18 protein-coding genes are annotated in these 23,068 nt (G+C 73.3%); 8 read left to right on the top strand and 10 right to left on the bottom strand.

The window, feature by feature from the left end; genetic code table 11:
- Positions 1–14: 14 nt before the first annotated feature.
- The 3 genes from O3W51_RS06480 to O3W51_RS06490 all read left to right on the top strand — a co-directional run bounded on the left by O3W51_RS06480 (position 15) and on the right by O3W51_RS06490 (position 3,151).
- Positions 15–1,988: an HAD-IIIC family phosphatase gene (locus tag O3W51_RS06480; protein WP_269284461.1), complete on the top strand. Its 1,974-nt coding sequence runs from the start codon at positions 15–17 to the stop codon at positions 1,986–1,988.
- A complete protein-coding gene (locus O3W51_RS06485; RefSeq protein WP_138350857.1) occupies positions 1,985–2,239 on the top strand; it encodes a phosphopantetheine-binding protein in 255 nt (84 codons plus the stop codon). Before O3W51_RS06480 ends, O3W51_RS06485 begins: the two co-directional genes overlap by 4 nt.
- Before the next feature lie 63 nt (positions 2,240–2,302).
- Entirely contained in the window at positions 2,303–3,151 is an 849-nt protein-coding gene (locus O3W51_RS06490) for a 4'-phosphopantetheinyl transferase family protein (RefSeq protein ID WP_138350856.1), read from the top strand.
- A 30-nt stretch (positions 3,152–3,181) separates the two neighbouring features.
- Here O3W51_RS06490 and O3W51_RS06495 read toward each other — a convergent pair whose 3' ends face one another.
- Complete coding sequence (locus tag O3W51_RS06495; protein ID WP_138350855.1) at positions 3,182–4,213, bottom strand: LuxR C-terminal-related transcriptional regulator; 1,032 nt, start codon at positions 4,211–4,213, stop codon at positions 3,182–3,184.
- A 197-nt stretch (positions 4,214–4,410) separates the two neighbouring features.
- On the opposite strand from O3W51_RS06495, the gene O3W51_RS06500 reads away from it, so the two are divergent.
- Positions 4,411–4,584, top strand: a complete 174-nt coding sequence (locus O3W51_RS06500; RefSeq protein ID WP_187145010.1) for a hypothetical protein — start codon at positions 4,411–4,413, stop codon at positions 4,582–4,584.
- Positions 4,585–4,625: 41 nt separating this feature from the next.
- Here the strand turns inward: O3W51_RS06500 and O3W51_RS06505 are convergent, their stop codons facing one another.
- On the bottom strand, positions 4,626–5,348 hold the full coding sequence (locus O3W51_RS06505) for a 4'-phosphopantetheinyl transferase family protein (RefSeq protein WP_138350854.1): 723 nt from the start codon (positions 5,346–5,348) through the stop codon (positions 4,626–4,628).
- Between the two features lie 355 nt (positions 5,349–5,703).
- On the opposite strand from O3W51_RS06505, the gene O3W51_RS06510 reads away from it, so the two are divergent.
- The 3 genes from O3W51_RS06510 (at position 5,704) to O3W51_RS06520 (ending at position 9,922) form a co-directional block, all read left to right on the top strand.
- Positions 5,704–6,531 carry a metallophosphoesterase family protein gene (locus O3W51_RS06510; RefSeq protein WP_381586450.1) on the top strand — a complete coding sequence of 276 codons (828 nt, stop codon included), beginning with the start codon at positions 5,704–5,706 and terminating at the stop codon, positions 6,529–6,531.
- Between the two features lie 240 nt (positions 6,532–6,771).
- Entirely contained in the window at positions 6,772–9,621 is a 2,850-nt protein-coding gene (locus O3W51_RS06515) for a helix-turn-helix transcriptional regulator (RefSeq protein ID WP_138350852.1), read from the top strand.
- 79 nt (positions 9,622–9,700) lie between these two features.
- A complete protein-coding gene (locus tag O3W51_RS06520) occupies positions 9,701–9,922 on the top strand; it encodes an MbtH family protein (RefSeq protein WP_138350851.1) in 222 nt (73 codons plus the stop codon).
- Here the strand turns inward: O3W51_RS06520 and O3W51_RS06525 are convergent.
- The 3 genes from O3W51_RS06525 to O3W51_RS06535 all read right to left on the bottom strand — a co-directional run bounded on the left by O3W51_RS06525 (position 9,887) and on the right by O3W51_RS06535 (position 11,948).
- Positions 9,887–10,804, bottom strand: coding sequence for a hypothetical protein (locus tag O3W51_RS06525; RefSeq protein WP_138350850.1), 918 nt, complete (start codon positions 10,802–10,804; stop codon positions 9,887–9,889). The genes O3W51_RS06520 and O3W51_RS06525 overlap by 36 nt on opposite strands.
- Positions 10,805–11,566, bottom strand: a complete 762-nt coding sequence (locus O3W51_RS06530) for an SAM-dependent methyltransferase (protein WP_269284473.1) — start codon at positions 11,564–11,566, stop codon at positions 10,805–10,807. It abuts the gene before it with no gap.
- A gap of 136 nt (positions 11,567–11,702) precedes the next feature.
- Complete coding sequence (locus O3W51_RS06535) at positions 11,703–11,948, bottom strand: hypothetical protein (RefSeq protein WP_164293333.1); 246 nt, start codon at positions 11,946–11,948, stop codon at positions 11,703–11,705.
- Positions 11,949–12,240: 292 nt separating this feature from the next.
- Here O3W51_RS06535 and O3W51_RS06540 point away from each other — a divergent pair, with 292 nt between their 5' ends.
- On the top strand, positions 12,241–13,194 hold the full coding sequence (locus O3W51_RS06540; RefSeq protein WP_232484643.1) for a polyprenyl synthetase family protein: 954 nt from the start codon (positions 12,241–12,243) through the stop codon (positions 13,192–13,194).
- Positions 13,195–13,220: 26 nt separating this feature from the next.
- Here O3W51_RS06540 and O3W51_RS06545 read toward each other — a convergent pair whose 3' ends face one another.
- From O3W51_RS06545 to O3W51_RS06565, 5 genes are all read right to left on the bottom strand, one after another.
- Entirely contained in the window at positions 13,221–15,011 is a 1,791-nt protein-coding gene (locus tag O3W51_RS06545; protein WP_198356980.1) for an AMP-binding protein, read from the bottom strand.
- Positions 15,002–17,266 (bottom strand): helix-turn-helix transcriptional regulator, encoded by a 2,265-nt coding sequence (locus O3W51_RS06550; RefSeq protein WP_269284482.1) that lies wholly within the window; start codon positions 17,264–17,266, stop codon positions 15,002–15,004. Before O3W51_RS06550 ends, O3W51_RS06545 begins: the two co-directional genes overlap by 10 nt.
- 82 nt (positions 17,267–17,348) lie before the next feature.
- Positions 17,349–20,117 carry an AfsR/SARP family transcriptional regulator gene (locus tag O3W51_RS06555; RefSeq protein WP_232484642.1) on the bottom strand — a complete coding sequence of 923 codons (2,769 nt, stop codon included), beginning with the start codon at positions 20,115–20,117 and terminating at the stop codon, positions 17,349–17,351.
- Positions 20,118–20,208: 91 nt separating this feature from the next.
- Positions 20,209–21,210, bottom strand: coding sequence for an AfsA-related hotdog domain-containing protein (locus O3W51_RS06560; protein ID WP_138350844.1), 1,002 nt, complete (start codon positions 21,208–21,210; stop codon positions 20,209–20,211).
- A 315-nt stretch (positions 21,211–21,525) separates the two neighbouring features.
- Positions 21,526–22,962 (bottom strand): helix-turn-helix transcriptional regulator, encoded by a 1,437-nt coding sequence (locus tag O3W51_RS06565; RefSeq protein ID WP_269284490.1) that lies wholly within the window; start codon positions 22,960–22,962, stop codon positions 21,526–21,528.
- Between the last annotated feature and the right edge of the window lie 106 nt (positions 22,963–23,068).

Here is a 23,068-nt window from a genome sequence, read left to right on the forward strand (position 1 = left end):
ACGGATTGCGTTACATGACAACAGGACTGGAACGGCTGCGCGAGCTCAAGGCACTCGGGCGGCTCGAGGCGGAGTACGACCGGGTCGCCCCGCTGCTCGCGGAGCTCACCGACGACCCCGGCACGTCCGCGGCCGCCGATCTGCCGCGCGCCGGCCGGCTGCTCGCCGGCCTCGACCGCGCCGCCGTCCTGGCCGCCCATCCGGGCACCCCTGTCGTCACCGTCGCCGTCACCGGCCAGTCCACCGTGGCCCAGCTCGTCGACCCGCTCACCGCGGAACTGGCCCGGCACGGGCTGCTGCTGCACCCCGTGCTCGGCGACCACGGCGCCTACCTGCACGATCTGACCTCCGAGCAGGGGCTCTTCCACGGTCTGGGAGCCGACCTCTCGCTGTGCCTGCTCGACGCCGAGACCGTCTTCTCCGAGGTGCCGCTGCCCTGGGACGTCGCCGCGCTGTCCCGCGCCGCCGACGGCGTACTGGAGCGGCTCACCGGCCTGGCCGCCGAGCACGCCCGGCTCGCCGGGACGGCGGACGGAACCGGCGGCACGCTCGTGCTCAACACCCTGCCGCTGCTGCGCCGCCACACCCACCAGCTCGTCGACCACCGCTCGCGGGCCCGACTCGGCGCGGTGTGGCGGGAGTTCAACGCGGCGCTGCTCCGGCTGACCGAACGCTTCCCGGGCCTGGCCGTCATCGACCTCGATCCGCTGATCGCCGACACCGGCCCCGTCTTGGATCCCCGGCTGGCCGGCTACGCCAAGGCCCAGTACACCGCGGCGCTGCTCGCCGCCTACGCCCGGGAGGCCGCGCATCTCGCCAGGTCGCTGCGCGGGATGACGAAGAAGTGCCTGGTCCTCGACCTGGACGACACGCTCTGGGACGGCATCCTGGGCGACGCGGGGGCGGACGGGATCGCGGCGGCGGGGACGCTGCGCGGCGAGGCCTTCGGGGCGTTCCAGCGGACCGTCAAGCAGCTCGGCTCGCAGGGCGTGCTGCTCGCCGTGAGCAGCAAGAACGATGCGGAGCCGGTGCTCGCCGTGCTCCGCGACCACCCCGACATGGTGCTGCGTGAGACGGACTTCGTGCAGGTCAACGCCAACTGGCGGCCCAAGGACGGCAATGTCGCCGATATCGCCGACCGCCTCGGCATCGGCCTCGACTCCCTCGTCCTCGCCGACGACTCCCCGGCCGAACGCGCCCAGGTGCGGCACGGCGCCCCGCAGGTCGCCGTCGTCCCGCTCGACGACGAACCCGCGCTGCATGTGACGCGGCTGCTGGCGGACGGCTGGTTCGACACGCCCCGGCTGACGGACGAGGACCGGGCCAGGACCGGGCAGTACCGGGTGGAGCGCGAACGCCGGGAGCTGCGCGAGGTCAGCGGCTCGCACGCGGACTTCCTTCGCGAGCTCAAGGTGGGGGTGGAGCTGAGCGCGCCCCTGGGGCACGAGTTCGCCCGGCTCGCCCAGCTCACGCAGCGCACCAACCAGTTCAACCTCACCGGACTGCGGCTGGCGCAGCCGGACCTGGAGGCACGGGCCGCCGATCCGCGGCAGCTGGTGCTCGTCGCGCGCGCGACCGACCGGTTCGGCGACAACGGGCTCGTCGGGGCGGTGCTCGGCCATCGCGCGGCCGACGGACTTCATCTGGACAACATCTGGTTGAGCTGCCGAGTTCTGGCAAGGGGCATCGAGCAGGGCTGCGTTGCCGTCCTGCTGGAGCGGGCGCGGGACGCCGGACTCGCCGCGGTGCACGCGCGGTACCGGCCGACCGCGAAGAACCACCGGGTGCGGGACTTCTATCCCTCGCTCGGCTTCGAGGAGGTGGGGGAGGACGGCGACGGTGCCGGCGTACTGCTGCGCCATGACCTGCGAACGGTCCTGCCGGTGCCGGAACACCTCACCCTCGACGCCCGGATCGAACGGCTCGACGCGGGCGGCCCGAACGACGGGCATGACCGGAACGACGGACCGGAAGGGGACCGCCGATGAGCGGCATCGACGACCTGGGCGGCTTTCTGCGGCTGCTGCGCACCGAACTGGGCCTGCAACTGTCCGACCGGGACGCGTACACCGACCTCGCGGACGTCGAGGGCTGGGACTCGCTGCACCTGCTCCGGCTGGTGTCACTGCTGGAGGACGAGACCGGGCGCCGGATCCCGGTCCGGCAGGTCCTGGAGGCCCGCACCTTCCAGCAGATCCACTCCCTGGTCGCCGGCGGCGCGAGAGCCGCCGCACCGTGAGACCCGCGCCACCGCGCACCTGGAACACCCAATGCTGTTGATCCACCGTCTGGAGGAGCAAGGATGACCGTCCCCGGGAACTCCACTCTCGGCCCACCCCTCGGCGAGCCGGTCGAGGTGGGCGCGAGGGTTGCCGCCTGGGACAGGGTCCGCGCCGACCTGACGGCCTACGGAACCGCGCTGATCTACGCCCAGCTGGCCGATCTGCAGCCGGACCTGCCCGAGGGCGAGGAACTGCGCGCGCTGCTCGGCCGGGACTGGTCCCGCTATCTCGACCTCGCCCACCCCGCCGTCCGCAGCCGCTACGCCGCCTCGCGGATCCTGCTGAAGTTCGCCGCCGGCGCGGTGCTCAACGGCGACCCCGACGACCTGGAGCTGGCCTACGGGCCGACCGGGCGGCCGTATCTGCGCGGCTGCGACCAGATCGACATCAGCCTCAGCCACACCGAGGACCTGCTGCTGGTCGGCCTCACCACCCGCGGTCTGATCGGCGTGGACGCCGAACGGACCGACCGGCAGATGTACGGCAGCGGCCTGGGCCGCCATGTGTGCACGCCGTACGAACTGGTCACCCTCGCCTCGCTGGAACAGGAGCAGCGCAACCCCAGCCTGGTGCGGCTGTGGACCCTCAAGGAGGCGTACAGCAAGGCCATCGGGCAGGGCATGCAGTTCCGGTTCAGCGAGTTCGGGTTCGGCCCGGACGGCAAGCCGGTACGCGTGCAGCGCCCGGACGGCACGGCCGGGACCGGGTCCGAGTGGGCGTTCCGTACCTTCGTGCTCGACACCGGCTACTGCGTGAGCGCGGCGGTGTACGACGCGGGCTTCGGCGCGGTGCTGGACACCGACATCACGACCATGCTCGACCAGGACGCCGCTGAGGCGATCACCGCCGCGCTCAATGAGCAGGAGTGACGTTTCTCCGGGTCGCTGTCCCCGGGGTCGTCACTCCTTGAGGCCGAACTGGTCCAGCATCCCGGACAGCGCGACGTTGAACCCCGCCTGGAACCGGCTGGTGGCCTCGAGCTGTTCGGTGATCTCCGATATGTGGCGGCGGCAGGTGCGTACCGACATGCCGAGCCGGCGGGCCACCATCTCGTCCTTGTACCCCTTGGCCATCAGCCGGATGATCGACGCGCGGAGATCGTCGGTCCCCGAGGACGTCGACTGGCTGTCGGGGTTGAACGGGGTGGCGCCGTCCCACAGGTGTTCGAAGACCGCGCAGAGGAAGGCGACCAGCGTCGGTTCGCGGACGATCGCCGCGCCGGGGGTCTTCGAGGCCGACTTGCGCTCCGGCAGGAAGACGGTCTCCCGATCGTAAATGATCATGCGGTCGATGAGTTCGTCCGCGGTGCGGACCTCGGCGCCCTCGGCGGAGATGTCCCGGACATACGCCCTGGTGGCGAGGTCGCTGCGGGCCGTGTGCTGGTAGATGGTGCGGATCCGCACCCCCCGGTCCAGCGTGTTCAGCGCGCGCTGGCGGGCCGACGCCAGCGACGGTGACGAGCGGGCGCCGCCGGGCTGCACCGTGAGCAGCTCCTTGCGGCACTGCTGCGTCAGGTGGTTGATCATCGACTGGATGGTGTCCTTGTCGCTGATGACATCGAAGGCCTCCAGCCGGTTGCGCATCCGGCGTCCCTCGAAGTACCGCGGCATCAGCGAGAGCAGCTTCGACCGCACATCGGTGACGGCCTGCTGCAGATCCCGGATCTGATGCTCGGCGGATCCCACCAGATCCGCGGCCGCGACGTCAGGTCCCACCGGAACCAGCACGTCGGGATCACCCGGCATCGGCTGCAGAAGATGCAGAAGTCGCAGGACGTGTTCCACCCGGTCGACCTCGGGCGTGGTGAGCGAAAGTCGCTCCGCGATGTCCGCCCGGTCGAACCGTCCGAACTCGACGGCGGCCCCGTAGGCGGCAGCGCTCAAGTCGTCCAACTCGGCGAACTCCGAACTGGAATTGCCGCTTCCGGCCATCCGTGGCGCTCCCCCGTGAGCTGTGAAGTTGCTGCCATGCAAGCTTAGGCCATCGGGTTGGCCTTGGAGCGGGGATTCGAACCTGGGCATTGTGTGCGGGTCGGACAGTGGCTCTAGTGAGCCTCAAGTGACGGCAGCACAGCAGTGAAGTCCGTTAGACCGATCCTTTTGGGGGAAACATGAGGGTTTCGGCGAATATGAAGAGTGTGACCGTACGGGCGATACTCGTCGCAAGTGCGGTCGCGGCGCTGGCGGTCGGGTACTCCCCGGCGCAGGCGCAGACCTTGGAACGTCAGGCGGGGGATGCCATCAGCACTCCTGCGGCTTACAACACGGGGCACGTACACGCTGATGACGACGAATGGGACTGACCATCCCGGGGGACTGACCATCCCCGGTCGTTCGGCCTGATTCACGCAGCGCTCCCTACCAGGATCTGGTAGGGAGCGTTCTGCTGTGCCCCCACCGTCGCGGGAACCGTGGCCGGAACCGCGATCGCACTGACCAGTACGCCACCGCCCGCCGACCAGCGGCCGCTGAAACCCGTGGGGTCCCCCTCTTTCAGGGCGGACGCCGGCAGCAGCAGCCGGGCGCGGAAGGTACGCGCCACCGGGTTGACGGTGATGAGCGCGTCCTCGAAGTCCAGCTCCCGGCCGGTGAGCGGGAACCAGGCCTTGTAGACCGACTCCTTCATGCTGAACAGCAGCCGGTCCCAGCACACCTCGGGGGCCGTCCGCATCAACTGACGCACCCAACCCCGCTCCTGGGGGAGCGCGATGGACTCCAGGATGCCCTCCGGGAGGGTGTCGTTGGGCTCGGCGTCGATCCCGATCGCCGCGATGTCACTGGTGCGGGCCACGGCCGCCGCACGGTAGCCGTTGCAGTGCGTCATGCTGCCGACCACGTCCGGCGCCCACTGCGGCGCGCCACGGGTGCCGGGGAGTATCGGCATCGCCGGCAGGCCGAGCCCGGCCAGGGCGCGGCGGGCGCACCAGCGCGCCGTGGTGAACTCCAGCCGCCGCTTCTCCACCGCGTTGCGGATCTGCTCCGCCTCCTCCGGGAACAGGGTCGCCTCGGGCGGATCCATCGTCGCGTCCACGGCGACGACCTCGGTGGGAAGCAGCTGCGCGATCATGGGAGCCCCGTTTCGTCCGACGCCTCGTCGGCGTCTGCTGCGTGCTCGCTCCGGTGTGTGGCGAGCGATTTCCACGCTGCCGTTCCGGGGGGTCACGGGACAACGAACGATGCTCCGGCGGCGCTGACAGGGCAGGTCACAGACCCGATTCATGGTCGGCAGCTGCTATCCGGGAGCGGGCGTGCGGACGGCCTGCCGGTCGGCAGGCACGGGCGCGCGCCGGCTTGCCATGCGGTTGCTACACGCCATGACAAGGCGGCCCGTGGGGCCGGGGGCAGGGGGTGCCTGCCCGGACTTAGGGGTTCTTCCCCACTCTTCGCCGTTCTACCCTCATCGGATGTCTCAAGGGAAGTTGCTGGGCATCAGTGACCTGCATGTCGCGCATCCGGAGAACCGGAAGATCCTCGAGGAGCTGCGCCCGGACAACCCGTCGGACTGGCTGATCGTCGCGGGCGACGTGGGCGAGATGCTCGAGGACATCGAGTGGGCGCTGGAACTGCTGAGCCTGCGCTACGCCCATGTCGTGTGGGCGCCGGGCAACCATGACCTGTGGACCCCGCACGGCGATTCCGTGCAGCTGCGCGGCGAGGCCCGCTACCGGCATCTGGTGGAGGTCTGCCGCTCGCTGGGCGTGCACAGCCCGGAGGACCCGTATCCGGTGTGGAGCGGCCCCGGCGGCCCGGTCGTCGTCGCGCCGCTGTTCCTGCTGTACGACTACACCTTCCGCACGCCCACCGCGGGCACGAAGGAGGAGTCGCTCGCGCAGGCCTACGAGGCCGGCATCGTCTGCACCGACGAGTTCCTGCTGCACCCCGATCCCTACCCGTCGCGGGACGCGTGGTGCCGGGCCCGGGTGGCGGAGACCGCGCAGCGGCTGGAAGCCTGCGATCCCGAACTGCGGACCGTCCTCGTCAACCACTTCCCCCTGGTGCGGGACCCGACGAATATCCTGCGTTATCCCGAATTCGCCCAATGGTGCGGAACGGAGCTGACCGCGGACTGGCACACCCGATTCCGGGCCGCCGCCGTCGTCTACGGCCACCTGCACATTCCGCGCACCACCTGGTACGACGGCGTGCGGTTCGAAGAGGTGTCGGTCGGCTACCCCCGTGAGTGGCGCACTCCAGGACACCCCAGGAACGTACCGCGGCAGATCCTTCCGGAGCCCGCCACGGCCCTCTGACCTGCCCCGCCCGACAGCACCCCGGGCGGGCACTCGCGCGCCGCTGGAGTACTTACTGCAGGGCAACTTCCGGCCACCGTGGGGCGCGAGTTCCCTGCCTACACTGGATTCCTGATTCAACGGGGAGAATCCTCCGTTTCAATTCGCCAGTGCCAATGCGCTTCCCCTGGGGAAAAAGGCCGGTTATTCCGGCCGGTGGGAGCGCGGACCGCACTGGATTACGGGGACAGTGGGGCGAAGATGGTGCTGATCGACCGTGAGGCGGAACTGGCGCTACTGGATACGGCCTTGGCCGGATGTATGGCAGGACATGCCCGGATCGTGCTGGTGGAAGGCGCGGTCGGCTGCGGGAAGAGCGAACTCGCCGACACCGTCGCCGAGTCGGCCGAGAAGGCCGGTGCCGTCGTGCTGCGCGCGATGGGATCCGCGGCGGAACGGGCCCTGCCACTGGCTGTACTGGGGCAGCTCGTCAACAGCGCGCCGCCCGGGACACTGCCGGAACCGGCGCAGAACCAGGGCCCGTCGAGGATCGAGGCCATGCAGGCGTTCAGCGACGCCGTCCATGACCTCAGTACGCGGACGCCGGTGGTGATCTGCGTCGACGACCTGCATCTGGTGGACGACCTGTCCTGCCGTTATCTGCTGCAGCTGGCCCGCAGGGCCCGCAACGCCAGGATCCTGCTGGTGCTGACCGAACCGGTGCACGAGCGCAGCGACGACCCGGTGTTCGGCACGGAGCTGCTGCGGCAGCCCAACTTCACCCGGGTCCGTCTGGAGCGGCTCGGCCGGTACGCCGTCGCCGAGGTGCTCGCCCAGGGACTCGACGGGCAGCCGGACACGGCGGGGGACGAGCGGCTCGCCGACCACGCCGGCCACTTCTGGACCGTCAGCGGCGGCAACCCGCTGCTGCTGCGCGCGCTTGTCGAGGAGTACCGGGTCGCCCGGCGCAACTCCCCGGCGGGCGCGATCCCGGAGCCGGAAGCGGGCGGCGCGTTCACCCAGGCGGTACTGGCGTGCCTGTACCGCTGCGGGCCGCGGACCACCCAGCTGGCCGAGGCGCTGGCCGTCCTGGGCAGGACCGGCACCGCGGAACTGGCCGCGCAACTGCTGGGCATCACCCCTCCCGCGGCGGTCCAGGGGGTCGCCGCGCTGAACGCCGCCGGGATCCTGGAGAGCTTCCGCTTCCGGCACCCCGCGGTGCGCCGCTCGCTCCTCGACCGGATGGATCCGGCCGCCCGCACCGGACTGCACCGGCGGGCCGCCCGGCTCGCGCACCAGTACGGCATGCCCGCGTCGGCCGTCGCCGGCCAGCTGCTCGCCGCCCAGCACGCGGACGAGGACTGGGCCGTGCCGGTCCTGCGGGCGGCGGCCGAGCAGCTGCTCGCCGACGGCAAGGCCGTACCGGCCGCCGCCTGCCTGGAGCTGGCGTACCAGGGGTGCACCGACGACGAGCAGCGCGCGGAGTTCCGCACCCGGCTGGCCGCCGTGACCTGGCGGACCAACCCGGGCGCCGCGGAACGGCACCTCGCCGAACCGCTGGACGCGCTGCGCGCCGACCGGCTCGCCCCCGCCCGGATGGGCCCGCTGGCCCGGCTGCTGGCCGCCCAAGGGCGGATCGACGAGGCCGGCGACGTACTCGCCCGGCTCGCGACCGCGACCGGTGACACGGGCCGCCGGCCCGACCCGCAGCACGGCACGGCACCGGTCTCGTCGCTGGGCTCGGCGCTCGGCAGCAGACCCGGCGGCCAGCTGCCGGGGCACCGGGACGATCCGCTGGACGGGCTGTCCGCCTTCCCGCGCTGGTCCGGCGGGCGGACCCGCGCCGCGGGCTCGCCGCCACCGTCCACCGCCGCGCACTCCAGCGTCAACGCCGCCACGGTGGCCGTCGCGCCGGCCGCCCTGTGGGCGATCCCGGACGGCGTGCAGGACGGCACGGCCGCCGAGGACGCCGAACTGTTCCTGCGCGGCACGACCCTCGCGGCCGCCACCGTGGAGCCGATCGTGCAGGCCCTGCGGGTCCTGCTGCACCTGGGCGGCGCGCAGCGGGCCGTGCACTGGAGCCAGGTCATCGGCGAGGAGGCCGCCCGCCGCGAAGCCCCGGGCTGGCAGGCGCTGTTCACCTCGCTGGGGGCCGAGGCCCTGCTGCGCCAGGGGGATCTGCAGGGCGCCGAGGAGCGGGCCGCGCATGCCCTCAAGCTGGTGCCGGAACGCGGCGGCAGCGTCTTCCTGTGCGGGGTGGCGGCGACACTGGTCCGCGCCCGTACCGCGATGGGCCACTACGACGCGGCCGCACGGGTGCTCAGCCAGCCGGTCCCCGAGGGCCTGGCCGGCAGCTTCCACGGGCTCGGCTATCTGCGCGCCCGCGGTCAGTACCACCTGGCGACCAGCCGCTACCACGCCGCGCTCGGCGACTTCCTGGACATCGGCCGGCGCACCAAGCGCTGGGGGCTGGACCGGCCGCTGCTGCTGCCGTGGCGCACCGACGCCGCCGAGGCGCTGCTGCAGCTCGGCGAGGCGCACCAGGCGGAGCGCTTCGTGACCGACCAGCTCGCCACCCGCGACGCCGCCAACCCATGGGTGTCCGGTATCTCGCTGCGGCTGCGCGCCGCGACGCGTGAGCCCAGGGAGCGGCAGATCCTGCTCGCCAAGTCCGTCGACGAGCTGCGCCGGTCGGGCGACCGCTACGAGCTGGCCCGGTCCATGGCCGAACTCGGCCAGGTGCTCAAGGAACTGGGCGAGCCCACCCGCGCCAACATGGTCAACCGGCGGGCCTGGCACCTGGCGCAGGAGTGCGGGGCCGAGGCGCTGCGCGAGAAGACCCTCCCGGGGCACAGCGCCGCGGGCGGGGTGCCGGAGGATCCGGCGCCGGTGGCGGCCTACGCGGACCTGGAGGCCAAGCTCAGCGACTCCGAGAAGCGGGTGGCGATGCTCGCGGTGCACGGGCACACCAACCGGGAGATCGCGATGAAGCTCTACATCACCGTCAGCACCGTCGAGCAGCACCTGACGCGGGTCTACCGCAAGCTCAGCATCAGCAGCCGGCAGGAGCTGCCGGTGGACCTTCAGCTCAGCGTCACCGAAATGGCGTGACCGCCGAACTCACGTGAGTCGCGCACTTGTTGGAAGTCCACAAACCGCAGCAACCCGTACCCAGGGAGAGGACGAGCAGTTGAGCACACCGTTCGAGGACCCGGACGCCACCTATCTGGCACTGGTCAACGACGAGGGCCAGTACTCCGTGTGGCCCGCCGCCAACGACGTGCCCGCCGGCTGGCGGATCGTCCTGGAGAAGAGCGGCCGGCAGGCCTGCCTGGACCACATCGAGGCGCACTGGACGGACATGCGGCCGGTGAGCCTACGCACCGCCATGAGCGGGCAGCCGGGCGAGTGACGCGCGGGCGTACACCACCTGGTAGCCCGGCAGGATGAACAGCGACTCACGGAACGACGTCGTCGACTCGGGCATCAACTCCGGTACGGAGTCAGGCTGTTCGTACATGAGTGCCCGCTCCAGCCGGAAGAAGTACAGATTGTGGGCGTCCACCCGGCGCTGGTAGGACCACCAGTCGCGGCACTCCTCGGGGCTGCCGCGCTCCCGCAGGTACGCGGCGACCAGCCGCTCCTCCAGGCAGTGCGCGAGCCGTTCCGACGCGAACTGCGACCGGACCGAGCGCCCCGGGCGGGCCCGTTCGTACAGGCAGTGGCCCAGCTCGTGGGCGATGCCGGCCAGGGCGTCGATCGTGGGGGCGTCCTGGCCCAGCACGATCGCCCGGCCGTTGTCGTCGTCCACCGTGCGGAACGGGGTGCCGGTCTCCTGGAGCGAGGACTCGGCCAGGATCCGCGTCACCTCCGGGCGCCGGTGCCGCAGCTCCGGCAGCCCGGCCAGGATCTCGGCGGCGGGCGCGTGGGTGGGGTGACGCAGGATGACGCTGTCGGCCGGGATGGGCAGCGGCAGTTCGGCGAGGAACGTCAGCATCGAGCGGCGCAGCGGCAGGACGTCCGCGTACTCGGGGCGCGCCATCACCTGCTGGACCTGCCGGTGGGTGCTGTCGATCAGCCGCCGCAGCCAAGGGGTTCCGCGGAGTCCGGCCAGGGCCGCCCGGCGGCCGCGCAGCACGCTCTCGATCAGCTCGCCGCGCCCCAGGACCGCCTCCTTCTGCAGCAGGCGGCGCTGGTCCCGGTACGCGGCCACGGCGGTGGCGTCGCCCGGGAAGACGGCATCGGCGGGTACGCGTGCGTCGGGTGCGTCAACCGCGGTGTTCCGGGGGCTCATTCACCAGGTGGCCGGCTCGGCCGGCTCGGAGCGGAACGGCGTCAGCAGGGCCAGGACGGCGCGGTCGACACGGTGCGGAACGGCGGCCGGGAGGTAGAGCGGGCTCGCGAAGGGGACGTTGGCGAGCAGTTCGCACAGCGAGCCGACCCGGCCCCATGCCACGGCGGAGGTGCCGTCCGCGGCCGGGCCCGCCTCGACCAGGCAGGCGGGGTGCTCGGCGGCGTAGGCCCGCAGCAGCAGCCGCTGGAGCAGTTCCGCCTGGTCCGCGCCGTCGACGTGGTAGACGAAGGTGTTGAACGCGGGGTTCGGCAGCTGCTGGAAGAGCAGCAGGCGATGGGCGTCGACGACCAGGGTGCCGCGTTCCAGCGGGTCGATCCCCAGGTTGTTGACGGTGGTGGTGAAGTGCGAGACGCCCGGCTCGACATGCAGGGTCAGCTCACCCGCGTCGGCCAGTCGCTGGAGCTGCTGGACGACCGTGACGCCGAGCCGTGGATCGCCGGGCAGCAGGACGGCGATATCGCCGTCGGACCGCGCCCGGTCCAGGATGCGGCCGAGCAGCCGGCCGAAGCCGTCGTGGTCGCGTACGCCGGCCAGGTACAGCGCGTGCAGCGATTCGGTGGGCCGGTCGGTCAGTTCGCGGACGTCGACGGCCGGGTCGACCAGGTGGAGCACCGCTTCGGCTTCCCGCAACTGGCGCAGTCCGGCGAGGGTGAGCTGCTCGATCCCCTGGACGCCGAGCCCGACGACCCTGATGCGATTCATCGCGGTTCCTTCCCGGTGGCGGTGCCGCGCTACGGCGGGGTGGTGCGGGTGCGGGTGCGGGTGCGGGTGCGCGTGCGTGGGGCGGTGCGTGTGCGCGGGGCGGTGCGGTCGTCAGGACCGCACCGCCCCGGCGGTGTCACGCGTCGCCGTTGTCCGCGTCGATGTCCTCGAGGATCTGCGCGAGGTCGGCCGGGACGACGCTCTGCAGGCGCGGGGTGTTGGCGTTGTTGTTGCCGTTGTTGTTCGAGTCGTTGTTGTTCATGTTGCTGTTGTTGTTGTCCGCGAAGTTCGTGGTCGCGTTGTTGTTCACGTTCGCGTTGTTGTTGGAGCTGTTGTTGCTGTTGTTCGAGTCGTTGTTGTTGTTCGACGAGTTGTTGGACACGAGTCCTCCTGCAGCAGTGCTGTGGGTCGGGCGTGGTGCCCGGTCTGCCCGCGTCGAGCAGCACCCCCATGAACCGACACCGCGCTAAAGCCGGGTATGCGCGGGGTTTGTGCCGGACCACGGCGCCATGACAAGCGCATAGCAACCCCCTGCCGGGCGCTCCCGCGGATGGCAGGGAACGGGCTCTTCGGAAGCCGCCGCGCGGCCGTTTCGGCCGGCGGGCCGCCCACCGCCCTTGAGCGGCACCGACCGCCCCGGAAGGCTCGGAGCAGCCGATCCAGGGAGGCTCATCATGACCACGCATCCTCTGCCGCCGAAGACATCCGTCCCCGGGCAACTGCGTGCCGGACTGCTCGACCAGGTGGAGGAGCGGCTGCGCGGCCTGCTGGCCGGGGAGTTCGACCGCTGGCACGCGGTGAACCCGAGGGCGGCGAGCCTGGTCGGTTCGATCACCGAGCTGGTGCGGGCGGGCGGCGACCGGGTCCGCCCCGCCATCTGCGTCACCGGCTACCTCGCCGCGGGCGGCGACCCCACCTCGACCGCGATCGTCGACGCGGCGGCCGCGCTGGAACTGCTCGACACCTGCTTCCTCATCCGCAGCGACATCCGCGACAACGCCCCGCTGCGGCACGGCATCCCCACCCTGCACGTCAGCCACGCCGCCGAGCACGAGCGCAGCGGCTGGCGCGGTGAGTCCCGGCGCTTCGGCGAGGGCACCGCGGTGCTCGCGGGCGATCTGGCGCTCGCCTACGCGGACCGGCTCGCGTCCCGGCTGCCCGCCGCCGCGTGGCAGCTGTGGGACGAGCTGCGCACCGAGCGCGTCATCGGCGCCCACACCGACGCCGCCTGCGCGACCGAGTACCTCGACGACCCATGGCCGGGCCGCTGCATCGCGGGCTGCGCCAAGGGCTGCGGGGCGGGCTGGTACGCCCTGCACCACCCGCTGCAGCTCGGCGCCGCGCTGGCCGGCCGGCAGGACCTCGCCGCCTCGTACCGGGACTACGCCCGCCCGCTGCACGCCGCCTGGCGGCTGCGCGGCTTCCTGGAGGGCGGGCCCGGTTACGACTGGGACGCCCAGATGCTGCGCGAGGTGCTGCTCGGCACGGAGGAGCGGGACACGGCGGAGCGGATCATCTCCCAGCTCGTCGCCCGTGCCGACCGCGTCGTGGACGCCGCGCCGCTCGCCCCCGGCTGGCGCGACGAACTCGCCGCGTTCGCGATCCGGATCTCCGGCCTGTCGGAGTAACCCGGCCCCCGCACCATGAACCGGCCCTACGCGTCGGGCGCGGGGACCGGGACCGGGCGGGGCACGCCCGGCCGGATGCGGGCGAGCCAGCTGCGCAGGCCCTCCTTGCGCAGCTCGCCCCGGTCGTCCCTGGGCAGCGAACCGACCAGCTCCAGCCGGGTCGGCAGGAACGCGGCGGCGACGCCCCGGCCGGCCAGATGGTCCCGCAGTTCGACGAGGCCGGGCGGTTCCGCCTCGGTGGTGGGCACGACGACGGCGCACGGCATCTCGCCGTACTCCGGATCGACGTAGCCGACCACCGCGGCCTCGCGCACCCGGGGATGGGTGAGCAGCCGCTCCTCCAGCTCGGCCACCGGCACCAGGAAGATGCCGCCCAGCCGCTCACCGGCCCGCCGCATCACCTGGACGCCGCCGAGACCGTCGGCCTTGGCGAGGTCCCCGGTGTCGAGCCAGCCCTCGTCGCGGTCCCAGGTGATCAGCGGGGCCGGTCCGCCGCCGCGCTGCCACGTCGCCAGGCAGACGGAGGGACCGCGGACCCGGAGCTGGGACGTCCGCGCGTCGCCGACGCCCTCGGCGGGCACCACGGAGACCTCAAGACCCGGCAGCGGGCGCCCGTCGCTCTCGGCGTTGCGCTCGGCCGGGGTGTCGCCGCGGGTCACCGTGCCCATGCCCAGCTCCGGGGCGCCCCAGACGGTACGGACCGGGGCGCCCAGCGCCCCCGGCAGATCGGCGAGCAGCTGGGCCGGTGTGCTGGTGCGCCCGCCGGAGAGCAGCAGGCGCAGGGCGCCGAGCTCGCGGGGGCGGTGCTGCTGCGCGGCGAGCACCTCGGACCAGTAGACGGGCGCCGCGTACGCCTGGTTGACCCCGGCGGCGGCCATCAGGTCGAGGCAGCTGCCCGGATCCCAGACGTCCTGGTAGACCCCGGTGCCGCCGACCGCGAGCGGCCAGCAGACGCTGTAGAGCAGCGAGGCGAGGGAGGTGAGCGGCAGCGCCGAGTAGAAGACCTCGCCCGGCCGCCGGCCCGGTCCCGCAGGGTCCCGCTGGGTGCTGATGTTCGCGTACAGGGTGTTGGGGGTGTGCAGGGCGGCGGCGTAGGCGTCGCCCAGGCTCATGACGGTGATCATGAGGCTGATCCGGTCCGCCCGGTCGGAGCGCAGGCCCAACCGCCGTGCCCGCGGGCCGCGTTCGTGCGGGGTGCGCTGGAAGTACCCGGCGAAGTCGAGGGCTCCTGTCGCGGCGGCGTCACCGATCACCACGCGGTGCCGCAGCCAGGGCAGCGCCGGGGCGAGATCGGCGAGGGCCTGCGCGTGCGGGAAGCCCTCCCAGACGTCGGGCACCACACAGATCCGGGCCCGGCTGCCCTCCAGGATCCGCTCCAGGCCGTGCGCGCGCACGGTCGGCAGGACGGGAACGGCGAGCGCGCCCACCCGCAGACAGGCCAGGGTGAGCGCGGCGGCCTCCCACCAGCTCGGCAGCTGGAAGGCGACCGGATCGCCCGCGCCGATCCCGAGACGGTCGAGCGCGGCGGCGAACCGGTCGACGTACAGCGCGAGTTGTGCGTAGCTGACGGTGACCGTACGGCGGTCGGCGGGGCGGTGGATCCGCTGGGAGACGATCGCGGGCCGGCCGGGATCGGTGGCCGCGGTCCGGTACAGGTCGTACAGGAACGTCTCGTCCCGCCACCAGCCCTCGGCCCGGAACCGGGCCGCCACCTCCTCGGGCGGTGCGACGGCGGCCAGCAGCCCGGACAGGTGTCCGGTCGCCTGCTCCGCCGGGTCCGCGGCCGTCTCCGTACGCCCGTTCACGGTTACGGCCATCGGCCGACCGACCAGGCCACCTGCACCCGGGAGGTGCAGTTGAGCCGGCGCATCACCTGGCGGACGTGGTTGACCACCGTCCATTCGGAAATGCCGAGCTGACCGGCTATCTGCCGGTTGGTCAGACCCTCCGAGACGAGCATCGCGACCTGGACCTGGCGCGGGGTGAGCGGCTGGGCCGCCGGGCTCTCCTGCTCGGCGTGCGGGGCGGGCACGGCCGCCGCCAGCGCCTCCGCCACGGCCGCGCCGGGCGCCAGCCGCAGCCCCTCGGCCCACGCGGTGGCGAAGCCCGTCCAGTGCAGCCGCTCCCGCAGTCCGGCCAGCGCCTCCTCCAGCACCCCCCACCGCTCGTCGGGCACCTTGCCGCCGAAGCCGCGGCGCAGCGCGTCGGCGGCCGCGATCAGCCGGACGGCGCGCGGCTGCTGGCCGGGGGAGGCGCGGAGCAGCAGCAAGGCGAACGACTCCAGGGTGGCGGGGAGTTCGGTGCGCTCGCCGATCGAGTCGTACAGCCGCAGGCTCTCGCGCAACGCACGGTCCGCCGCGTCCAGGTCCCCGGCGTCCTCGGCGAAGGCCGCGGACTCGCGCAGCGCGGTCGCCAGTCCGCGCGGGTCGCGGATCCGCCGGTACGCGTCGAGCGCGCGGTCCAGCAGCTCCTTGCCCTTACGGGTCTCGCCCTGGACGCGCAGCGCCCCGGCCAGGGCGGTGCCGGCCTCGGCCGCGGGTCCCGCCGCGCCCAGCGACTCCAGGGTGGCCAGCGCGGGGCCGTGCGCCGCCTGCGCCCCGGACGGATCGCCCAGGAGCAGCAGCGCCCTGCCCATCCGCGCCGTCACCAGCGCGCCCTGCCGGCGGTCGCCGAGCCGCTTGCACAGCGCGAGCGCGCGGCGGTGCCGCCGTACCGCCATGTCCGGGTCGCCGAGCGCCGCGGTGAAGGTGCCCGACAGGTCGACGAGCCGGGCCCGCACCGGCTCCGGCAGCGTTCCGCCGCCGTCACCCGGCCCGTCCTCGGCGAGGCCGTCGCACCAGTCGAGGCCCTCGCGCAGCCGCCCCTGGACGAGCCACGGCTGCCGGCACGCGGTGACCAGCGCCGCGACGGCCTCCCGGTCGCCGCGGGCGCGCAGCCGGCGCAGCGCCGCGCTGATGTTGCCGCTCTCCGCGGCCAGGACCCCGAGCCACTTCTCCTGTTCGGTGCCGGCCAGCCGCGGTTCGGTGGCCGTCACCAGCCGCTGGTACTCGCTCGCGTGCCGGTCCAGCGCCGCGTCGGTGCCGCCCGCCTGCTCCAGTTCGGTGAGCAGGAACGACCGCACCGGCTCGGGGACGGCGAACCGGGGCTCGCCCAGCTCCTGGTCGACGACGGTCAGCAGGTTCTTGTCGATCAGCGTCTCCAGCACGTCCTCGGCGCCCACCCGGACCAGCATCGCCAGTCCGAATCCCCGCTCGAAGACGGCCAGCTGCTCCAGGTGCGCGCGCTGTCCGGGGTCCAGCTGCCGGCAGCTCCATCGCGCGAGCGCCGTCAGCGACCGGTGCCGTTCCGGCGCGTCCAGCGGGCCGCCGGCCAGGATCGTGGTCCGGTGCCGCAGCCGGGTGAGCAGGACGTGCGGCGGGACCAGCCGCAGCCGCCCGGCGGCCAGCTCGACGGCGAGCGGCAGCCCCTCCAGCAGAGCGCAGATCTCCGCGACGGCCGCGACGTTCTCCGCCGTCAGCGCGAAGCCGGGGTCGGCGTCCCGGGCCCGCCGGATGAACAGCGCGACCGACGGAACGTCCTGGACCTCCTGCACATCGGGTTCCGCCGCTGCGGCCGTCTCCGGCACCGGCAGCGGTGCGACGGGCAGCAGCCGCTCCCCGTAGACGCGCAGCGGCTCCTGGCCGGTGGCCAGCACCACCAAGTGATCGTTGGACGCGATGAGTTCGCCGATCCCGGCGACCGGGGGGACGTCCGGCTGGTCGCAGCCGTCGAGGACGAGCAGCACGTGCCCGTCCGGCACCCGGTCGGGCAGCGCCTCCCGCGCCAGGTCCACGCACCGCACCTCGTCGAAGAAGTCCGCCGCCCCGGCGGCGGCCTCCGCCGCGAGCCGGCTCTTCCCGATCCCGGCGGGCCCCGTCAGGGTCAGCAGCCGCACCGACGGATCCCGCAACCGCCCGGCCAGTACGACCGTTTCCGTCTCCCGCCCGACCAGACTCCGGCGCGGTCCGAACCGTTCAGGACCGGCCTGCGGGCGGTCGTGCCGCCGTTCCCGTTCCTGCTGCGATACCGGCATCGTTCCCCCTGCCCTCATAGGACGCGGTCATGGTCGGCCCCTCGGCCAAAGCAGTACTAAAACCTGGCGCCGGGCGTGCGGATCAGGCGGTAAGGGCCGAAAGACGGCCGGGCGCCGGGAGCGGCGACCGGCGTGGCGCCGGGGCCCGCAGCCGCCAGATGCCGGGGCGTACTTCGAGGTCGGTGGGCTTGCCTGCGGCCGGTGCCGGGTCACGCAACGCCCGCAGCGCGCGGCGGGCGTACGCCTCCAGCCGGCGGTCCTTGAGCGCCGTGGCGAGGTCCAGGCACTGGGTGAACCGGGCCCGGGCCGCTTCCGGGCCCTCCGCCTCCAGGGCGAGCAGGGCCAGTGCGCGCAGCGCGTCGTACCGGCCGCGGGCCCGGGCCGGGGCGGCGAGGGCGGCCAGGGCCGGTTCGAGCAGGGCGGCGGCCGCGGACGTGTCGCCGTTGTCCAGGTGGAGGTCGGCGAGGCCGACCAGGGCGCGGCCGTACTCGTACGGGTCGTCGCAGAGTTCCGCGGTGTCCCGGGCCCGCGTGTACAGGTCGGCGGCTTCGGCGAGCCGCCGGTTCTGCCAGGCGAGGTCACCCAGCGAACGCAGCATCCGGGCCTCGCCCGCCCGGTCGCCGCTCTGCCGGGCGGCGTCGAGCGCGAAGGTGTGGGTGGCCTGCCAGTCGGCCCAGGAGGCGTGCGCCTCCAGATAACCGGTCATGGCGTCGACGAGACGCAGCGCGGCGGACCACAGCCCGGCGGCGTGCGCCGCGCGGACCGCGTGCACCAGGGCCGGCTGCTCCTGGGCGAACCATTCCTGCGGGTGGTCGGTGACCGGACCGGGGACAGCCACCGGTCCGGTCACCGGTCGCGGGGTGAGCGCCGCGTCGGCGCGCTCGGCGGCCTGCGTGTACGCCTCGCACATCCGCTCGGTGGCGGCGCGTGCCGACTCCGGGGTCTCCTCGGCGGCGAGGAGTTCGGTGGCGAGGATCCGCAGCAGCTCATGGAAGTGGTAGCGGCCCTGGCGGAGCCCGTCGTGCACGGACGCCTCCAACAGCCGCCCGTCGACCAGGTTCTCGACGATCCGGCCGGCCTCGCCCTCCTCCAGACCGAGGACGGCGGCCGCCGCCCACAGCCCGAACGGTCCTGCGGGCAGCAGCCCCAGGAGACGGAACGCGCGCTGCGCGGCGGGGGAGGAGTCCAGATAGGCGACCATCAGGGTGCCGCGCACGTCGAGATCGCCGAGCTGGAGCTCGGTCAGCCGGGAGCGTTCGTCGCGCAGCCGGGCGGAGAGCGAACCGGCGGTCCAGTGCGGCCGGGCGCGCAACTGGGCGGCCGCGATGTGCACGGCGAGCGGCAGATGGCCGCAGAGCTCCACGATCTCGGCCGCCGCAGCGGGCTCAGCGGCCGCCGGGCCGGGCCCCGCCAGCGCGTCGAAGAGCCGCAGCGACTCCTCGGGGCCGAGGGCGTCCAGTACCACCGGGCGGACGCCGCCGAGTCCGGCGGGCAGCCGGCGGCCGGTGATGAGAGCGGTGGAGCCCGCGGTGGCGGGCAGCAGCGGGCGCAGCTGCGCCTCGGAGGTGGCGTTGTCCAGGACCAGCAGGATCCGGCGGTCGGTGAGCAGATGGCGCAGCGCGTCCTGGAGGTCCTGCGCCTCGGCGGGCAGGGTGACCTGCGTTCCCGCGCGGCGCAGCAGCCGGGCCATCGCGTCCGCCGCGCCGAGCGGCCGTCCGGGGTCGGGTTCCAGGTCGAGGAAGATCCGGCCGTCGGGGAAGGCGTCGGCGCTGCGGTGCGCGGCCTCGACGGCCAGCGCGGTCTTGCCGACGCCGGGCTTGCCGGTGAGGGCGACGCTGGTCCCGGCCGGGGCGTCCCGCAGCAGCCGCTCCACCTCGGCGAGCACCGCATCGCGGCCGGTGAACGCGCCGTCCGCGGCGGGCAGCGAGGTGACGGCCTGGAACGCGGGCCGTTCGGGAAGGCTCTGCGCCGGCCCGTCCGCAGCACCGGATCCGGACCCGGTCGCCGTTCCGACGACGACTGCGCCGCCGTTGCCACCGTTGGAGCCCGAGCTCAGCAGAGCCGCGTCCCCGGCCAGAATGCGCCGGTGCAGCCGCTGGAGCCGGGGGCCGGGCTCGATGGCCAGCTCGTCGACGAGGGTGCGGCGCACCCGTCCGAACGTACGCAGCGCCTCCGCCTGCCGGCCGGTCCGGTACAGCGCCACCATCAGATGGGCGTGGAACTCCTCGCGCAGTGGGTGCTCCGAGGCCAGGGACTGCAGTTCGGCGATGAGCCCGCGGTGCCGGCCGAGCTGGAGGTCCGCGCGGATCCGCTGGTCGAGCGCCGTCATCCGGGCCTCGGTCAGCCGGACCGCCGCACCGCCCAGCAGCGGGCCGTGCGGGGTGTCCGAGAGCAGCGGTCCGCGCCACAGCGCGATGGCCCGCTGCTGCAGTTCCGCGGCGGACGCGTAGTCCTCCGTCTCCAGGGCCTTGCGTCCGCGGGCGTGCAGCTCCTCGAACGTGGTCATGTCGAGCCGGTCGGGCTCCAGCCGCAGCAGATAGCCGGGCGGGCGGGTCAGCAGGGTGTCGCGGCCGTGCTCGGGGTCCGCGGAGTGCAGCAGCTTGCGCAGCTGGGAGACGTAGACCTGCAGGGTCGTGGTGGCGGTGCGCGGCGGGTTGTCCTGCCACAGCTCGTCGATCAGGCTCTCGACCGACACCACCTCGTTCGCCCGCACCAGCAGGGCGGCCAGCACGACGCGCAGCTTGGCGGCGCGCGGTGTGTAGGAGACGGCGGGCGTGGCGGCGCCGTCGGGGCCGGCCTCCGGCCCGTCGTCCCCACCGATCTCCATCGGGCCCAGAATCCAGAATCTCATCGCGTTACCCCCGTCCCGCTCTGCGTTCCCGCGTGCAAGGTTTGTGCAAGGCCTGCTGTCGTACGTACAAGGACCGGTCGGTGGCGCCGGGTCAGAAGTCCTGGACCACGGTGGTCCTGGCCTCCGCCACGGCACGCCGCCGCTGCGTCACCGTCAGCGTCACGGGCACGGCCGGCCGGCCGTACTCGTCCCGGCCGAGCGCCCCCGGCACCGCCGTGCAGCGCAACGGCAGTTCGGGCTCCGCGTAGCTGCGGAAGTGCACCTCGGACGAGGTCGGCGTGCTGCGTGCGGGGGCGAGCCCGAAGGCCCGGCCGGCCGCCAGCAGCGAGGTCTGGCGCAACGACTCCAGCAGATGCGTCCCCGACAGGTGGCCGCCCTCGGGGGCGAAGACCGGATTCGGGTTGTCGGTCAGCACCCACGTCGTGAGCCGGCCGCGCGAGGACTCCGACGGCTCGCTGACCACGACGTTCGAGACCGCGGAGCGGCCGACCTCGGCTGGGTCCACCGGCCGCAGCGCCCCGTCCGGGGCATCGTCCAGCTCCGGTGCGGCGCGCAGCGCCTGGCGGTTGTGGGCCAGGTGGTTGCGGTGCAGCTGCGGCATCAGGAAGACCAGCCCCGCCGTGCCGGTGCAGCACGGCATGTCGTTGATCTTCACGTCGATCTGGAAGTCGAGGCCGCGCGGTACGCCGTTCATCGCGTTCGCGGGCTTCGCGGTGATGCCCGTCGTCATCCTCGCCGTGCCCGAGTCCGTCGCGTTGGCCCAGTCGGTGCGCCAGGCGCGCAGCTCGGTGAGGTGCAGGTTGAAGCCGAAGAAGAGCCCCGGCCGGTCCTGCGGCACCCCGAAGTAGCGGTGGCCGACGAACTCGCCGATCTCCCGGATCGTCTCCGTGACGATCTGCGCGTCATGGAAGTGGCCGGGACCGTCGTTGAACAGCGGATGCGCCCGCGGCAGCTCACCGGCCAGCACGAAGTGTTCCTCCCCGACGCTCGGGGCATCCAGCAGGTAGTGGTCCCACGACGGCGGGCAGTGGATGAGGTGGCGGGTGCCGTTGCCGAGTGCCAGTTCAGCGGTGGCCGCGCTTTTTACTGTCATGGCGTCTCCTTGGTCCGGCGTCTTCCCCGCGGATGCGGCGTCGGGAGTCTCCTCGTCCAAGGTTCCGGAGCCAGGGGGGTCCGGGCCAGCTCAGAGCGGTGGCAGCAAGCTGCACGGCCGGAACTCCGCCCCGTTGATCCTCCGGTGAGGCTTTAGCGAAGCCCATGAGGTCAGGCGCACGCTCGTACCGCTGCCCCCGCTCCCTTACTCCCCCGCATGGGAGCCCTGGGCAACCCGCGAGCCCCGCCCCCGGGTCTTCCCCCGGACCCCTGGGCGGGGCCTTCGCCATACCCGGGCGCCTCGGGCCCCTCGCTCCTAGAGGTGACGGCCGCCGCGCCCCACCAGATGGGCGACCTGCGTACGGGACACGACACCCAGCTTCTTGAAGATCCGGCTCAGATACGTCTCCACGGTCTTGGGGCTGAGCTGCATCCGCCCCGCGATCTGCTGATTGGTGAAGCCCGCGCTGACGAGCACGGCGACCTGGACCTCACGGCGGCTCAGTGACGCCAGCTCGACGGCGCCGGGCCCGTCCGGCAGGTCGGCCGTCAGGTCCTCCGCGTCCATCGCGTCCGTCATCGCGGACAGCGGCATCGGCTTGCGGGCGGGTGTGGCGGTCACCCGCGTGCTTCCCTGCGCTGTTCCCTGCGTCGATCCCTGCGCGGTGGCCCGCAGCGCCCGGCCCTGCGCGCCGTAGCGCCAGCCGGCGTCGGTGGCGCGCAGGACGAGGCCCGCGACGGCCGGGTGCCGGAAGCGGAAGCGGCGCAGATGGCCGTCGGGCCGGATGAGGCCCTCGCTCTGCAGATCGTCGAGCCCGCCGAGCACCCGTTCCAGCGGCAGTTCCGCCACCTCGGCGACGGTGCCGGGCGTGAACGGGTCGCCGAGCAGGGCGGCGGCGCAGGCGGTCCGCCAGGCCACCGGGGACAGCGCGCGGAAGTCCACGGAAGCGGCGTCCGGATTGACCGGCAGCCGGCCCGCGTCCCGCAGGGCGTGCAGCAGCCCCGGTACCCCGGCCGCGTCGCGCAGCAGCAACTGGCGCCGGATCGGGTCGAGTCCGGGCGGCAGCAGCGCGGCGGCGTCCCGCTCGGGGAGCGGGGCGACGTCCAGGTGTCGCCAGGACGGCGTGGCGCCGTGCGCCCGCAGGGTACGCAGCGATGAGAGATGGCGCGCGGTGGGGGAGTCGCGGTAGGCGAGCGCGATGAGCACCGGTGCCTGCGGCGGATGCCGGACCAGGTGGTCCAGGAGCTGCAGCGACAGCGGATCGGCCCGGTGCACGTCGTCGAGGACCAGCAGCAGTCCGTTCGCCTCCGCCGCCCGTCCGATCAGGGCGCGCATCGCGCGGATCAGCCAGTACGCGTCCGGGTCGGAGGGGGCCGGCCCGGACGGCTCCTGGCGCCCCGCGGCCAGCGCGGGAAAGACCCCGGCGAGCCGGTCCGCCTCCCCGGGGCCCAGCCGTTCGGCCAGGTCGGGGCCGATGCGCGCCAGCTGGTCGTCGAGCGCGTCGACGAACACCTCGAACGGCACGGGTCCGCCGAGCCGTCCGGCCCGGCCCGCGGCCACCGTCCAGCCGCCGTCGTGCGCCGCGGCGATCAGCTCCGCCAGCAGCCGGGACTTGCCGACCCATGGCTCACCGGCCAGCGAGACGATCCGCGCCGACGTCCGGGCGAGCCGCAACGACTCCTCCAGGACCAGCAGTTCCTTGTGACGGCCGACCGGTGCGGAGCCGGTGGCCTGCGACAGGGCGGTCTCCACAGGCGGCACGTTGTCCTCGCTGTCCTCGGTGATTCCAGGGTCCCGGTGATCTCGGCGGCACTCGCAGCGTGCCCGCCCCCGGGGGACCCGGCCAAGAGCGTTCCCC

It is taken from the genome of Streptomyces sp. H39-C1, from assembly GCF_027158125.1.
In the GTDB taxonomy this organism is placed as follows: Bacteria; Actinomycetota; Actinomycetes; order Streptomycetales; family Streptomycetaceae; genus Actinacidiphila; species Actinacidiphila fildesensis.

What these genes read in the sequence shown, in the direction of transcription:
- O3W51_RS06505 (WP_138350854.1), bottom strand. Translation starts at nt 5,348, where the DNA reads ATGATCGCGCAGCTGCTTCCCACCGAGGTCGTCGCCGTGGACGCGACG.
- O3W51_RS06555 (WP_232484642.1), bottom strand. Translation starts at nt 20,117, where the DNA reads ATGAGATTCTGGATTCTGGGCCCGATGGAGATCGGTGGGGACGACGGG.
- O3W51_RS06530 (WP_269284473.1), bottom strand. Translation starts at nt 11,566, where the DNA reads ATGAATCGCATCAGGGTCGTCGGGCTCGGCGTCCAGGGGATCGAGCAG.
- O3W51_RS06560 (WP_138350844.1), bottom strand. Translation starts at nt 21,210, where the DNA reads ATGACAGTAAAAAGCGCGGCCACCGCTGAACTGGCACTCGGCAACGGC.
- O3W51_RS06485 (WP_138350857.1), top strand. Translation starts at nt 1,985, where the DNA reads ATGAGCGGCATCGACGACCTGGGCGGCTTTCTGCGGCTGCTGCGCACC.
- O3W51_RS06550 (WP_269284482.1), bottom strand. Translation starts at nt 17,266, where the DNA reads ATGCCGGTATCGCAGCAGGAACGGGAACGGCGGCACGACCGCCCGCAG.
- O3W51_RS06490 (WP_138350856.1), top strand. Translation starts at nt 2,303, where the DNA reads ATGACCGTCCCCGGGAACTCCACTCTCGGCCCACCCCTCGGCGAGCCG.
- O3W51_RS06545 (WP_198356980.1), bottom strand. Translation starts at nt 15,011, where the DNA reads ATGGCCGTAACCGTGAACGGGCGTACGGAGACGGCCGCGGACCCGGCG.
- O3W51_RS06540 (WP_232484643.1), top strand. Translation starts at nt 12,241, where the DNA reads ATGACCACGCATCCTCTGCCGCCGAAGACATCCGTCCCCGGGCAACTG.
- O3W51_RS06515 (WP_138350852.1), top strand. Translation starts at nt 6,772, where the DNA reads ATGGTGCTGATCGACCGTGAGGCGGAACTGGCGCTACTGGATACGGCC.
- O3W51_RS06495 (WP_138350855.1), bottom strand. Translation starts at nt 4,213, where the DNA reads ATGGCCGGAAGCGGCAATTCCAGTTCGGAGTTCGCCGAGTTGGACGAC.
- O3W51_RS06480 (WP_269284461.1), top strand. Translation starts at nt 15, where the DNA reads ATGACAACAGGACTGGAACGGCTGCGCGAGCTCAAGGCACTCGGGCGG.
- O3W51_RS06525 (WP_138350850.1), bottom strand. Translation starts at nt 10,804, where the DNA reads ATGAGCCCCCGGAACACCGCGGTTGACGCACCCGACGCACGCGTACCC.
- O3W51_RS06500 (WP_187145010.1), top strand. Translation starts at nt 4,411, where the DNA reads ATGAAGAGTGTGACCGTACGGGCGATACTCGTCGCAAGTGCGGTCGCG.